11 protein-coding genes are annotated in these 14,394 nt (G+C 57.7%); 5 read left to right on the top strand and 6 right to left on the bottom strand.

Annotation, left to right across the window (positions count from 1 at the left end):
- Positions 1–132 precede the first annotated feature (132 nt).
- Positions 133–1,110 (top strand): stage II sporulation protein M, encoded by a 978-nt coding sequence (locus IGS16_RS19965; RefSeq protein ID WP_297088480.1) that lies wholly within the window; start codon positions 133–135, stop codon positions 1,108–1,110.
- A 48-nt stretch (positions 1,111–1,158) separates the two neighbouring features.
- Here the strand turns inward: IGS16_RS19965 and IGS16_RS19960 are convergent, their stop codons facing one another.
- Entirely contained in the window at positions 1,159–1,518 is a 360-nt protein-coding gene (locus IGS16_RS19960; protein ID WP_297088478.1) for a hypothetical protein, read from the bottom strand.
- 236 nt (positions 1,519–1,754) lie between these two features.
- Between IGS16_RS19960 and IGS16_RS19955 the strand changes: the two genes are divergently transcribed.
- On the top strand, positions 1,755–2,384 hold the full coding sequence (locus IGS16_RS19955) for a DUF4332 domain-containing protein (RefSeq protein WP_297088475.1): 630 nt from the start codon (positions 1,755–1,757) through the stop codon (positions 2,382–2,384).
- An 88-nt stretch (positions 2,385–2,472) separates the two neighbouring features.
- Here the strand turns inward: IGS16_RS19955 and IGS16_RS19950 are convergent, their stop codons facing one another.
- Positions 2,473–2,994 carry a GNAT family N-acetyltransferase gene (locus IGS16_RS19950; protein ID WP_068513512.1) on the bottom strand — a complete coding sequence of 174 codons (522 nt, stop codon included), beginning with the start codon at positions 2,992–2,994 and terminating at the stop codon, positions 2,473–2,475.
- A 324-nt stretch (positions 2,995–3,318) separates the two neighbouring features.
- Between IGS16_RS19950 and IGS16_RS19945 the strand changes: the two genes are divergently transcribed.
- Complete coding sequence (locus tag IGS16_RS19945; RefSeq protein ID WP_068513509.1) at positions 3,319–4,044, top strand: hypothetical protein; 726 nt, start codon at positions 3,319–3,321, stop codon at positions 4,042–4,044.
- Between the two features lie 107 nt (positions 4,045–4,151).
- On the opposite strand, the gene IGS16_RS19940 is transcribed toward IGS16_RS19945, so the two are convergent.
- The 3 genes from IGS16_RS19940 to IGS16_RS19930 form a co-directional block, all read right to left on the bottom strand.
- Positions 4,152–5,144: a pentapeptide repeat-containing protein gene (locus tag IGS16_RS19940; RefSeq protein ID WP_297088473.1), complete on the bottom strand. Its 993-nt coding sequence runs from the start codon at positions 5,142–5,144 to the stop codon at positions 4,152–4,154.
- A gap of 43 nt (positions 5,145–5,187) precedes the next feature.
- Positions 5,188–6,468: a hypothetical protein gene (locus tag IGS16_RS19935; protein ID WP_297088471.1), complete on the bottom strand. Its 1,281-nt coding sequence runs from the start codon at positions 6,466–6,468 to the stop codon at positions 5,188–5,190.
- Positions 6,469–6,575: 107 nt separating this feature from the next.
- The gene (locus tag IGS16_RS19930) at positions 6,576–8,330 is read right to left on the bottom strand and encodes an ABC transporter ATP-binding protein (RefSeq protein WP_297088799.1); all 1,755 of its coding nucleotides are present in this window, start codon (positions 8,328–8,330) and stop codon (positions 6,576–6,578) included.
- Positions 8,331–8,917: 587 nt separating this feature from the next.
- Between IGS16_RS19930 and IGS16_RS19925 the strand changes: the two genes are divergently transcribed.
- On the top strand, positions 8,918–11,611 hold the full coding sequence (locus tag IGS16_RS19925) for a PAS domain S-box protein (protein ID WP_297088469.1): 2,694 nt from the start codon (positions 8,918–8,920) through the stop codon (positions 11,609–11,611).
- 260 nt (positions 11,612–11,871) lie between these two features.
- Here IGS16_RS19925 and IGS16_RS19920 read toward each other — a convergent pair whose 3' ends face one another.
- Positions 11,872–12,027, bottom strand: a complete 156-nt coding sequence (locus tag IGS16_RS19920) for a hypothetical protein (RefSeq protein ID WP_156435447.1) — start codon at positions 12,025–12,027, stop codon at positions 11,872–11,874.
- Positions 12,028–12,101: 74 nt separating this feature from the next.
- Here IGS16_RS19920 and IGS16_RS19915 point away from each other — a divergent pair, with 74 nt between their 5' ends.
- Complete coding sequence (locus IGS16_RS19915; protein ID WP_297088466.1) at positions 12,102–14,306, top strand: transglycosylase SLT domain-containing protein; 2,205 nt, start codon at positions 12,102–12,104, stop codon at positions 14,304–14,306.
- Positions 14,307–14,394 lie beyond the last annotated feature (88 nt).

The raw sequence follows: 14,394 nt of genomic DNA, 5'->3' as shown, positions 1-14,394 counted from the left end.
GCGCAAAGGACTGATGCTATCGTAGTCTACGCATCGGCAGAGTTTCACCCTTTTGCAATCTCCTGAAATCTAAGATGCGTTCTCCAACGGACGTTTTGCCCGCTCCGGCTCCCTCCACTTGCTGACCCCAACATGGACCTTCGCCGCTGGACTGCCCGCCGAGAATCAAGCTGGAACGACCTCGACCGTCTGCTGCAACAGGCGGAACGGCGCGGGCTAAAGTCGCTGACGGCGGCGGAAATTCATCAGCTTGCCAGCCTTTATCGAGCCGTGTCGGGCGATCTGGCCCGCGCCCAGCAGATCAGCCCGCGCCTGACCCAAGAGCTACAATCGCTGACCACACGCGGCTATGCCCAGGTCTATCAAGGGCTGCGGCGGCAGGAGTGGGAGGCGGTGCGCCAGTTTTACCAATCGGGGTTTCCGGCGGTGGTGCAGCAGTGCGCGGGGTACATCGTGCTGGCAACGGCCTTGTTTGTGCTGGCGGCCCTGGTCGCCTGGTGGTATTCCTGGCGCGATCCGAGCTTTATTGAACTGATGGTGCCTAGCTCCATCATTCGCCAAGTGCGCGATCGCCAGGAGCTTTGGATGGGGTCGATCGTCGGCGTGGAACCCTACGCCGCCAGCAATATCATGGTGAACAATCTGAAGGTATCCTTTGCGGCAGCGGCGGGCGGCATCACGGCAGGATTGGCGACGGTCTACATTCTGCTGCTAAACGGGATCAATATCGGGGCGATCGCCGCGCTGGTGGGGCAAAACAATCTCGCTTTCCCCTTTTGGGCCTTTGTCTTTCCCCACGGAGCGCTAGAACTGCCCGCTATTTTTCTGGCAGGGGGCGCAGGGCTGCTGCTGGCCCGGGCCCTCCTCTTTCCGGGGCCGCTGCGCCGCGTCGATGCGCTCAAGCGCTATGGCACTCAGGCCGCCCAGTTGATGTACGGCGTGGTTCCGCTGCTGGTCATCGCGGGTATTATCGAAGGCTTCTTTTCTCCCAACCCCGCTGTGCCCGACCTGCTCAAGTATGTCGCTGGCATGGGGCTATTTGCCGCACTGGTTGGATATTGCAGCCAAGGGCGTGCGAACGTGATGGGGCGTGGAAGCCAGCGTTCCTAATCCTTCCAGCCTCCCAATCATGCCAGCCTGCCGCCGCGTTTCCCTCTCCTACCAGGCCGCCTCGTCCAGCAGCATCTCCAAAGCCTGTTCCACGTCGCTCCAGGCATCGTCGAGCGAGTCCGACAAGTCTGGATTGAGCGATCGCAGCTCATCCGCTAGCCCCAGCAGGTCTTCGCCAATTTGCGTCAGGCGACCTTCGGCGATCGCCCGGGCCTGCTGCTGGCGTTTCAGACTGCGGACGCGGCGGGCTGACTTAGGCTTCTGCGGCTGCGGGATGTACAGGCTGTCCGATAGCTCCTCCGACTCAGCAGCAATCCCTGCGGCAGACGACGGAGGTGGGCAAGACTGAGGGGCGATCGCCCCGCCAATCTCATTGGGAGAAATGCTGCTTCGATGGGTCGGTTTCATAGGGTGTGATTGTTTAAGCCAAGAGCAAATAAGTCAAGAGCAAACGGTACAAGCGCCAACCGTGAACCAGTCCAGCAGTTAACGAATCCAGTCAGCCGCTAGACAAGAGACACGCAAGAAAGGCAAGCCTAGTGGCGTAAAAAGTATTATTAGATACAGTTTAACCTGCCTAGAGTGCCCCCAGAGGCTCCGGAAAACCGTCATTTGTAGCCAATTCCTAACAATTCTTAGGGATTTTGCAACAATCCAGACTGCTGAAGGAATTCCCCTGGCTGTCCGTGCCTTGCGTCCATGCCATGATGGATTTGGAGCAGCCTAACTGGAGCAGCCTATCTATCGTGTTGCCAGCCATCGTGTTGCCGCTCGTCGCCTGCCCCAGCCTCAAGCCATCCCACTGCCCCAGAACGCTTAAAATGCCGCCCAAATCTCGCGAAACCCTGCCCCAGCCCATTCGCTCCTGCAACTGGGCGATCGCCCAACTCCCCGGCCTCAGCGCCGAAAACCTGGACTTGCTCCATCGGGCAGGCTTCAAAACCACCCTGGATTTTTGGCAACGCACCCAAACCCCCGCCCAGCGGCACAACCTGGCAGCGCACCTCCAGCTTCATCCCAAACACGTCAACAAATGGGCCGCCCTATGCGACCTGGCCCGCATTCCCGCCGTCGGCTGTACCTATTGCGGGCTGCTGCTCCACACAGGAATCATTTCCGTCCAGCAGCTTGCAGACACCCCACTCCCCAAGCTCCACCGCCAGCTCATGCGATTGCAAATTGCCACGATGCAGCGCCAAGATCTCTGCCCACCTCTAGGCGACGTATCACTCTGGGTAGAACAGGCGCGTCAGCTTGTCCCAACCCGCCGCTAGAGTTGCGCCTGCTCCTTAAAGCCATCCCTACAGTGCTAATCTTCCTGTGTCTTTTCTCAAGACATATCAAGGCTTAATTCTTCAAGGCTTAATCAGGATACCAGAACATTCCCTTAATCCCTTCCGGGTCAGACATAAAGCCCAGATGCCGATAAAACTCCACCACATGCGGATCGGCGAACAGGGTGATATTGCTAATGTCTTCGCTGCGGAGTTTTTTGATCACCTGCTTCATTAGCGCCTTACCCAGCCCCTTGCCCTGAAAATCAGGATGCACCACCACGTCCCAGATGGTGGCGTTAAAGGCATGGTCGGACGTAGCGCGAGAAAAGCCAATCAGTCGTCGCTGAGCGCCTCGCTGCTCCCACATTGACACCACCAAAAAGCTGTGCTGAATCGCCTTTTTGACCTTACGCAGCGGTCGCCGCGACCAGCCCACTGCATCGCACAGCTCTTCTAGCTCATAAAGGTCAATCTCGCGATCGGTGCTAAAAAAAATTCGAGACCCGCTCGTAGTCGTCATTACGGGTGCCACCTGTCCCTCAGGTTGGGCCGGTCTGGACGCAGCGGCAGCATCAGAAGCAGTGAATAAGCTTTTCCAGAAGCCCATGCGAGTGCGTAGCCTAGACAAAGATTGGGACAGCAGTATTAGCATAGTATAGCGTTCCTCTCTTGTTCCCAAAAAGGCTGCTGCATTTTGACAACACATTTTGATGCCCCTGGTCGCAAATTCACCGAAAGTAGGGGTGCAATTTGTGAGAGATTGACCTACAGTTAGGGTTTTCTAAGATAGAAGCGCATTACTGCGTCGCCTACTGGCGAAATTGCGATCATCCTGACCCTCAGGCGGCTGAATGCTCCGTCAGCAGTTCTATCGAGCCTCAGGAATCGACTCAAAATCCATCATGTGGGCACACAAGGGCTTTCCCCAGATATGGCTCCGGGCTTAAAACCAACGACGCTGGAACTCTTGAAACGCTTTAACCGGGCGTTTCCACAGTTTTATGAGCAATTTGTCAGCAGCGAGATTCAGCTTCAAAACCTGCGCCTGGCCTATCAGCTCTACAAAAGTCGCCAGGCGGTTATTGAAATCAAGCCAGAAGGCAATAAGAGCGCCTTGCACTTTGCCTACCGCAACCAGTCGTTTTTGCTCAGTGACATTTTCGGCGTGCTGGCAGCCTACGGGCTGACGATTCACGGTCTGAGTCTCTACGGTCAGATCTATCCACCGATGCTGGTTTTTATCAAGCTGGTGGTGGCGCGGAGCGGCAAGGCGCTGAGCGAAAAGACGGCAGAGAATGTCTGTCGGGCCATTCGAGAGGCGCTGGGCGGCCGCTTTGAAGTAGAAGAGATGCTGGCGGTCGAGTTTAACCTGGATGCGGGACTAGAGCAGGTGGAAACCGAATTTTATGTAGACCCAGTGTTTCACCTGCCTGCACTGCTGATCGAGGCAGACAACCAGCCGGGGCTGTTCTATAAGGTGATGTACGCGATCTGGCAGGAAGACCTGCTGGTGGTTAACGCAAACCTGCTGGTGTGGCGCGGACGGACGCGGCTCATCCTGTATCTGCTGGGGCCCAATGAGAACCTGATTCCAGAGTATCTGGGGCAGAAAATTGCGGACGGCGTGCGACAGCGGCTTTTGGGACGAAGGTTCTAGAGTGGATTTTGGATTGGGGATTTTGGATTTTGGGTTGCCAGTCTTGCAGTCTTGTACGGATTCCTGAACGTGTAACGCTCTGGGAGTCACGTCTGGGAAAGCCTGGATTACGAACCGTCTGATCCATCCGGCAGAGTCGCGCCTTTGAGAATTGCACCAGCCAGATCGGTGCTGCTGAGTTCTGCCCGCACCAGGTTTGCATTGCTGAGATTGGCGTTGACCAGGCTGGCTCTGGCCAGGTAGGCATCGGTGAGTTGGGCATGCTGCAAGTCTGCCCCTTGGAGGTTGGCGCGGCTGAGGTCGGCACGGCTGAGTTGGGCAAAGGCGAGAATTGTGTCCTGTAGCTCGGCGCGAGACATTTGGGCATCGGGCAGGATGGCGCTTCGCAAGACCGCATTCTGGAGGTCGGCTTCGGTGAGGATGGCACGTTCTAGCTTGGCATTAGTCAGGTCGGCAGAGCGCAGGTAGGCCTGGGACAGATCCGCCTCGGTGAGGAAGGCTCCGCGCAGGTTCGCGCCGCTGAGGTCGGCCCCGCTGAGGGTGGCGCTGCGGAGGGTGGCTTCGCTGAGGTCGGCTTCGCGCAGGTCTACCCGTGCCAGGTCTGCACCTGTCAGGTTTGCGCCGCGCAGGTCAGCTTTGCGGAGGGTTGCGCCGCGGAGGTTGGCTGTGTAGCGGCGGTTTTCTTCGCGCAGGTTGGCCCCACGCAGGCAAGCACCCGTTAGATTTGCGCCACTCAGGTCGGTATTTCGCAAATCTGCATCGCTGAGGTTGGCATCGAGCAGATCTGCCAAGGTCAGGGCTGCGCTGCGGAGATCGGCCCCGGTCAGGATTGCGCCGTGCAAATCAGCATCATTGAGGCTGGCTCCCGTGAGGGTGGCTTGACTGAGGTTGATGCCACTGAGGGTCGCGTGATCGAGCGTGGCTTTGCTGAGGTTTGCCCGGTTGAGGTAGGCGAGGGCGAGGTTGGCGTGGCGCAAATCGGCGCGGCTGAGGTCGATCCCGATCAGATCGGCATGGCTAAGACAGGCTCCGGCCAGGTTCTCGCCGCTAAAGTGGATTTCGCGTTGAGCATAGCGCTGGAGCAGTTCTTGGGGGGTCATGAAGGGAGGATGAAGGTTAAAACGTGATGGGATGTAGGCTGTTTTAGCCAAGTTCGGGATGGCCGATAATGCCCGTGGGGTCGTCGCTGGAGGGAGCAGGGCAGGCGGAGCGATCGCCCGCTCCATTCTCCGGCAAGGCGGCTGGTAAATCGGTTTGGGTGAAATCTGAACTGGGATAAAACGGCTGAAACGCCCGCAGGAGGGCACTGGCAACGGGCTGGTAGGGGTTGGCACGGGACTCGCCAGGGCGATCGCCACTAGGCTCCAGATCGGCCAGCAAATCAGCGGCTTTTCCCAACTCCGCGCTGAGCGCGTCAAACGAGGAATACTGTTGCCATACCTGCTTGAGCAGCGTGTCCAGATCGTAGCCTTTCAGGTGCGTCCAGGCTTGCAGACCCGGCGGCAGGGGTTCGTATAGCACCGTGTATAGCAGCAGCTTTGCCCGCAGGGGATTGCTGAATTTCATTAGCGTTAGCCGCAGATCGACCCACGGGGCCGGGTCGTCCAGTGTGAGTCGTGGCTGAGAGGAGGTTATAGACGGGCAGACTTCAACCGGTGGAAACGAGAGATTTGCAGCAGGAGATTCGCGAGGCTGCTCAGCAGGAGCGTCTAAAGGAATAGAATATGCAGCACTGGAAGACAGCGCAACCGAGTTGTGAATGCGCGTTTCATCGGCAGTCGAGGAGGGAGGGACTGCCAGATTGGCCTGGGTGACCTCTAGCATGTCGCCATAGAGCGGCGCAAAGGCGTGGATAATCGTCTGGGCAACGCGAGTGTATTCGGCTTGGCGATTGAGCGTGCGGACGATGCTGGTGAGGATGGCATCGAGGGTTTGAGGCGTAGCGGTCAATCGGTGGAGCCGCTGCACCAATTCGACCAGGGAGTGCTGGCTCAACACCTGGGGGTCATTTTCCCAGGTCTGAGTGCAGGCGGCAAAGAGCAGCTTTTTAATGCGGGAACTGTTGGTATCTTGCTGAAACTGGGCAGCGACCTGCTGATAGTCTTGGGGACTAGCGGCGATCGCCAAAGACTCATTTGCTGGATAGAGCGGCTCCAGATGACTCAGCGCTGCATTGGCCACCAGGGTATACTCTGTCACTTTGCTGAGCGTATTGACGAGAGCAGTCAGGTGCGCTTCTAGAATTTGGCGCGTGGGATATTGAGCCCGCAGGTCTTGCACCAGCGGATACAGGTCTGCCTGCTGAATTTTGATCGGATCTCGCTCCCAAGTCTGCTGGCTGGCGTATATCAGCAACTTCTTGATGCGAAGCAGGTTGGGATCTTGCGAGAGGTTTTGTACTACCTCATCCAAGGGCGATCGCACCGTTTATCATCCTCATGCGCGGCTCACTTCCTATTAAATAACGACTTTGCAAAACTGTCACAGTCAACCTGCACAGTAAGTCAGGCAATGCCCAAATTTAATAAGACTTACGCTGCTGGCCGAGGATTGCTCAGCCCTTCCTGGACTCGCCACAGGCTGGCGTAGATGCCGTTTTGAGCCAGCAGCGCTTCGTGGGTTCCCTGCTCCACAAGTTTGCCGTATTCCATCACGTAGATGCGGTCGGCGTTGCGGATGGTGGAGAGGCGATGGGCGATCGCCACAGTGGTTCGATTTTGGGTAATCTTTTCGAGCGATCGCTGGATGGCGGCTTCGGTTTCGTTATCGACCGCCGAGGTGGCTTCGTCCAGGATCAGAATGGGCGGATTTTTTAGCACGGCGCGGGCGATCGCCAATCGCTGGCGCTGCCCGCCAGAGAGCTTCTGTCCGCGTTCACCCACAATCGTCTCGTAGCCCTGCGGCAACTGCTCAATAAACTCGTGGGCTTCGGCAATTTTGGCGGCAGCAATTACCTCGGCGGGCGCGGCGTGGGGCGTGCCGTAGGTGATGTTATCCCAGACGCTGCCATGAAACAGAAACACGTCCTGGCTCACCAGCCCGATGGATTGCCGCAAGTCTTGAAGCCGGATCTCGCGCAGGTCGATGCCATCGAGGGTGATGCTGCCCGCCTGAATTTCATAGAGCCGCAGCAGCAGTTTGACCAGCGTGCTTTTGCCGGAACCCGTGGAACCTACAATCGCAATCGTTTTGCCAGCGGGAATTTCCAGCGACAGATGCTCGACCACGGGTGGGCGATCGCGATAGGCAAAGGTCACATCCCGCAGCACAATCTCGCCGCGCACCCGGCTCGTAGGTAGGGCCCGATAGCCAGGGGGACTGGCCACAGGCGTATCCAGCAGATCCATCACGCGATTTGTCGAAGCCATCGCCCGCTGATATTGATCCAGCGTTTCGCCCAGGCGCGTCAGCGGCCACAGCAATCGCTGAATCAGGTAGACCAGCACGCTGTAGCTGCCCACCGACAGCGTGCCCCCCGCCACCGCCAGTCCACCAAAAAACAGCGTCGCGCTAAACCCAATCAAGATCAAAATCCGAATCAGCGGCACAAAGGCAGAACTGAGGGCGATCGCCCGCTCATTGCTCTGGCGATAGGCTTCGCTTTCTTGGCAAATACGATCCAGTTCGTAATCTTCGGTGGTAAAGCTTTTGATGGTCAAAATGCCGCTGAAGTTATTCGACAAGAGGCTATTCAGCAAACTGGCCTTTTCGCGCACTTCGGCGTAGCGCGGAGCCAGCAATTTTTGAAACGCGATCGACCCCCAGAGAATAAACGGCATCGGCAGCATTGCCAGCCACGCCACCCCCGGAGCCAGGATAAAATACGCCCCGCCAATCAGCACGACGGTCGCCGCTACTTGCAACACCTCGTTCGCACCATAGTCCAAAAACCGCTCTAGCTGATTGATGTCGTCGTTCACAATCGACATCAGCCGCCCGGTGCTGTTGCTTTCAAAATATTCCATCTCTAGTGATTGCAAATGACCGTAGACATCCAGCCGCAGGTCGTGCTGAATCTTTTGCGCCAGGTTGCGCCAGAGCCGTGCATAGGCGTATTCAAAAATCGACTCAAACGCCCAGATTACGGCGCTAATCGCAGTCAGCAGCCCCAACTGTCCGGCCACGCTGGTCACGCCAAACCGCGCCAACACCGAGTCTTGCTGCTGCACCACTACATCTACCGCGATGCCAATCAGAGCGGGTGGGGCCAGGTCACAAAGCTTGTTCAACAGTGAACACAGCGTCGCCGCCCAAATCTGTCGGCGATAGCCCCTGGCATAGTCCAAGAGTCGCTGGAGCGGGTGACGCGGAGGAACAGAGCCGGAAGAGGCTGGGACAGTTCGACGGAGGGCAGAGCGGCGATGAGGAGGCACAATGCAAACCTGAAGAAAGATCAAACGAGCTTCCATCGTGACGACTTCGCCAAATTTCCACATCCTCCGACCGGATGTAGTTTGTAGAGTTTTGTTTATTAAAGAGATTGGGAACTCTATGGGGAAATTGTTCTGGCTAGAAATCCTGGCCAGAACTTCTGACAAAAACTCTGACGAAAAATTGGGGCTGAGTCACTCCATTTGGATGCTTCAGCGTGCCTGGACTCAATCAATGGTTGAAACTCCCAGCGATTGGGCGATGTGTCTGTTTCGTGTCTATACAGCGTTTTCGATGCTAATGAGTGTTCTGGTGGGTGCGCCGTCTCTGTCTTTTCAGAGCAGCCTGTTCAGGGCAGCGCGACTTCATCCCACCCAAAAATGCTGTAGCGTTCACCGAGTCAGTTTATTGAACCTTCATTGAACCCATGTCTCCAGACGAGGCTCTCTCTTCCCAAGTGCTGTCTGATCCATCGTCAGATAAATCATCCGCTCAACCATCGTTGTCTGACCGGCCCTCCACGGGCGATCGCCCTGCTAACCCGGCTGACTCGATCGATCCGCTCACCGTAGCAGCAGCCCTGGGCAGCGCCCAGGGATTTTTGAGCGCGGTGCTGGAGGGCATCACCGACCCCATTTTTGTCAAAGACGATCGGCATCGCTACTTATACTTCAACGACGCATTTTGCCAGCTTACGGGGCTAACGCGAGAGCAAATGCTGGGCAAATCCGATCAGGATCTGTTCTTGCCCCATGAGGCAGCGGAGTTCCAAGCCGCCGATCGGCTGGTACTGCAAAGCGGGGAGGCGCAGATTCATGAAGAGTCGATGACCGATGCCTCCGGCGCAAACAAAATCGTGCTGGCCAAGAAAACGCGAATTCAGGACGCGCTGGGCAACTGCTATTTGGTTTGCACGATTCAAGACATTACTGCGCTGAAGTGGCGAGAGGCCGAGCTAGAAGCGGCGATCGCCCGGTTTGACCTGGCCAACCAGGCCACCAACGAAGGGCTGTGGGAAGTTGGGCTGATCAACGGCGACTTGAACCATCCCGACAACCCCGTCTGGTGGTCGCCCAAGTTTCGAGAGTTGTTGGGCTTTCGGACGGTCGCAGAGTTTCCTAACCGGGTAGACAGTTGGAGCGATCGCATCCATCCCGACGATGCCGAGTGGGTCACCGCTGCCCTGCTGGCCCATATTCAAGACGCGACGGGGCAAACGCCCTACGACGTGGAATATCGCATGTTTACTCGCACCGGCGAATGCCGCTGGTATCGCGATATCGGGGTCACCATCCACGACGAAAACGGCATCCCGCTCAAAGCCGTCGGCACCTTCCGCGATATCACCGATCGCAGGCAGGCCGAAGAAGAACTGCGCCGCCAAAAACACCTGTTCAAATCGGTACTGGACAACATTCCCCACCGCATCTGGCTAAAGGATCGCCAGGGACGGCATGTGGTGGTGAACCAGGCCTTTGCCGAGTCGGTAGGGATTGCCCCGGAAGCCCTGATTGGCAAAACCGATTTTGATCTCTGGCCGACCGACAAGGCCCAAATGTTCCAGGATGAAGACCAGGCTGTGATGAACACGGGTCAGGCTTTCTCGCTAGAAGAGCAGCTTCCCATGCCAGACGGCACAATCCGCTGGTTCAACACGACCAAAACGCCGATGTATGACGAGGCAGGGCAGGTCATCGGCACGACGGGCATCTCGATGGAGGTGAGCGATCGCCGCCACGCCGAAGAAGCCCTGCGCCAGGCCAAGGAAGAGTTGGAGTTTCGCGTGGAGGAGCGCACCGCCGAACTCCAGGAAACCGTCGATGAACTGCAACGGGCCGTGTTTGTTCGCGAGCGGGCCGAGCATTCCCTGCTGAAAACGCTGAAGGAACTTCAGTTTCGCCAGTTCGCAATGGATCAGGCTGCCATTCTTGCAGTTACCGATCCCCAAGGCATAATCACCTATGTCAATGATAAGTTTTGTGAGCTTTCAGGCTATGGTGAGGCAGAACTCATCGGCAAAACCCACCGGATTGTTAACTCTGGCTATCATCCACCAGAGTTTTTCCGGGACATGTGGGCGACGATTCGTAGCGGCAAGGTGTGGCGCGGCGAGGTGAAAAATCGCGCCAAGGCGGGTCATTTTTATTGGGTATCTACCACCATCGTGCCTGCGCTCGACCAGAACGGGCGCGTGCAAAAGTATCTGGCCATTCGCTTTGACATCAGCGATCGCAAATTTGCCGAAGAAGCCCTCCAACAGTCCGAAGCCCAACTCCGTCAGCAGACCCACGAATTGCAAACCGCCCTCTGGGAACTCCAGCGCACCCAGTCGCAGCTTATCCAAAGCGAAAAGATGTCGTCGCTGGGGCAACTGGTGGCTGGCGTAGCGCACGAAATCAACAATCCGGTGAACTTTATCTACGGCAACCTCAGCTACGCCAACGAATATGCCGAAAACTTGCTGCAAATTGTGCGCCTCTATCAGCAGCACTATCCCCAACCCCTACCAGAAATTCAGGACGTGTTGGGCGATGTGGATCTGGACTTCTTGCTAGACGATATGCCCAAGCTGCTGAAGTCGATGCGCGTTGGGGCAGAGCGCATTCAGAAAATCGTTGTGTCGCTCCGCAACTTCTCGCGCATGGATGAGGCGGAATTCAAAGCCGTCGATTTGCATGAGGGCATCGACAACACGCTGATGATTTTGCAGAACCGGCTCAAGGGCAAGCCAGGTCAGCCCGCCATCGAAGTGGTGCGGGAGTATGGCTCGCTGCCCAAAGTGGAGTGCTACGCCAGCTCGCTGAATCAGGTTTTTATGAACATCCTCAGCAACGCCATCGACGCGCTTGACGAGGCGCTGGAAAAAGGGGATTGGGACAATTCGCAGAGCAATTCCTGCGGAAATCACTCCAATTCCCCCCGCATCACCATCCGCACGGAATACATCGTGCCCGATCGCGTTGCCATTCACCTGATCGACAACGGCCCTGGCATCCCCGAATCGGTTCAGAAGCGCCTATTCGACCCCTTCTTTACCACCAAGCCCGTCGGCAAAGGCACGGGACTGGGCATGTCCATCAGCTACCAGATCGTCACCGAGCGTCACGGCGGCACGCTAGAGTGCATTTCCGAACCCGGCCAGGGCGCGATGTTTCGGATTGAAATCCCGGTTCGGCAGGGAGTGGGGGGAGATTGAGGGGGAAGGGGGAAGAGGGAAGAGGGAAGAGGGAAGAAGGAAGAAGGAAGAGGGAAGAACGAAGAGGGAAGAACGAAGAGGGAAGAAGGAAGAGGGAAGAACGAAGAGGGAAGAACGAAGAGGGAAGAGGGTGGTGGACACAGTGTTTTTGGAGCGTCATCAGTAGAAATCCTGAATTTTGAGAAAAGCAGGCCCGATTCTGGGATTCTGAGCTATAAGTTTCGTGAAAAGATTGCGCTCTCAGCATCTCCAGAGTTTTGTTATGCGATCGCCCTCCTCTCGCTCTGCTGGTAAACGTCCGCCCGCCCGCCCCGGAAAATCGCCCGTCCCCAAACCACCTCAGCCGCCTCACTCGTCGCCGGGTCGTCGTTCTGCCCCCCGCCCGGTGGCAAGTTCCCCGCCAAAGCGGTTACCATCGCTCAAGACTCCGCTAAACAAGACAGCGCGGAAACAGCCCCCTGCCAACACCCCTAAAGCGATTCTCCGCAAGATGAAACGGAAGCGAACTGCAAACGTCCTATGGCTATCCATCGGAACGGGATTGACCGTGCTGCTGCTGGGTGCTGCCGCGACGCGACTTTGGCCCCAGGCATCCTCCAATTCGGCCCAGAATCCGACTGGGGAAGAAACGCTGGTAGTTCCTGAAACGCCGCAATCGGCTGTGTTTTCCCTGGCGACGCAGCCGCCCCAGCAGCGAGCCGCCCAACTGCAACTGCTGGCACAGGGCAAGCGATCTGACGATCAAAAGCGGGCGCGATTTCTGCTGGCCAGCGACCTGATTCAGCAGGGACAGGCCGCTGCTGCGGTTCCCTTTTTAGAAAGGCTGGATAAGGATTACTCGACGCTGGCGGCCTACGCCCTCAAGCGGCAGGCCCAAGCCCATGCTGCCGCTGGGGAAACCGACCAGGCGACGGAAGCCTGGCGCGCGCTGGCAGACCGCTTTGCCAAGAAGCCTGCCTCGGTGGAGGCACTGTATGAACTGGGCAAAGCTGACCCGCAATATTGGCAAAGGGCGATCGCCCGCTTTCCGGCACATCCGCGATCGCTCGAAATTGCCCAAACGCTGCTCAAGCAAGACCCCAAGCAGCCCGAGTTGCTGCTACAAATTGCCCGGTATGGCCACTATTTGCCAGAGGTCGGTGAATATCTCGACCGTCTGACCAAAGACCATGCCGACACGCTAAAGCCAGAAGACTGGGAGGCGATCGCCTTTCTGAACTGGGAAAAGCAGCGCTATGGCGAAGCGGGCAAAGCCTATGCCAAAGCACCCCGCACGCCGCTCAACGCCTACCGAGAAGGACGGGGCGCACAGCTAGCGGGCCGCCGCGACACCGCAATCACCGCCTACAACAAAGTCGTTGCCGAGTTTCCCGACTCGCCCGAAGCCCCCACCTCGCTACTGCGTCTGGCCCAGTTGGGGCGCGATCGCGCAGCAAAGCTCACCTATCTCGACCAGGTGATCAGCCAGTATCCCGACCGGGCAGGCGACGCGCTGCTAGAGAAATACAAACTGGTCAAGCCCGACGCAGCCCAGGCAACGCTGACGGCCCAGGTTGCCCAAATGCTCCTGGAAAGCCACAGCCAGACCGATGCCGCCGCCGAACTGCGCTGGATGCTGGCCGAAGAGAAGGCTGCCCAAGGCGATATCCAGGGCGCGTGGACTCTGGCGCGACAGGTGGCTCAGGAAAATCCCGACAGCCCTCTCGCCGCCGAAGCCGCCTTCTGGGTAGGCAAGTGGGCGCAACGGCTAGGACAGACCCAGGAAGCCTCCCAGGCCTACGAATATGTCCTCAGCCGCTATCCAGAGTCTTATTACGCCTGGCGATCGGCGACGATGCTGGGTTGGGACGTGGGCGACTTTACCACCGTGCGACAAAAGCTGCCGCCTGTCGCACTGCCCGCGACGCATCCGATGCCGCTGGCTGGCTCTGACACCCTAAAGGAACTGTACCAACTGGGACAATTTCAAGATGCCTGGGCGCTGTGGCAAACGGAATTTACCAATCGCCAGTCCCCGACGGTGGAAGAACAGTTTACCGACGGGCTGATCCGGCTGGGGGTAGGCGACAACCTGGAGGGCATTTTCCAGATCTCCAGCTTGGTGCGCCGCACCGAGCCAGAGGTGCAGCCCCAGATCCAGGCGCTACGGCAGCAGGGCGACTATTGGCGATCGCTCTTCCCGTTCCAGTTTGCCGAGCCGATTCAGCAGTGGTCGCAAACCATGCGGCTGAATCCGCTCTTGGTGACGGCGCTGATCCGCCAAGAGTCCCGCTTTGAGCGCAAGATCGTGTCCTCCGCCGGAGCCAAGGGGCTGATGCAACTGATGCCAGGAACCGCAAGCTGGGTGGCCAGCAAGCTGAACCAGCCGCAATATGACCTGGAAAACCCCGACGACAATATCAAGCTGGGCACCTGGTATCTCAACTACACCCACGAAACCTACAGCGACAACTCGCTGTTTGCTGTGGCCAGCTATAACGCCGGGCCAGGGGCGATCGCCCAGTGGATTGAGCGGTTTGGCTACAGCGACCCCGACCTATTCGTTGAGCAAATTCCCTACCCCGAAACCAAGGGCTACGTCGAAGCCGTCTTTTCCAACTACTGGAACTATCTGCGGCTCTACAATCCCGACGTATCCGCAAAGCTGGCCCGGCTTTCTAGCAGCCACCGCGCCGTCGCCGAGTCGCTGCCGTAGATCCCAAATTCTAGCAAACGGCTCTCCTGCCGCCATCCTGCTAATGCCCCTGGCGATCGCACCATCGCAGGGGCATTCCGCATTTTGG

This window comes from Thermoleptolyngbya sp. C42_A2020_037 (genome assembly GCF_015272455.1).
GTDB lineage: Bacteria > Cyanobacteriota > Cyanobacteriia > Elainellales > Elainellaceae > Thermoleptolyngbya.
This window is presented reverse-complemented; position numbering and strand designations above follow the sequence as displayed.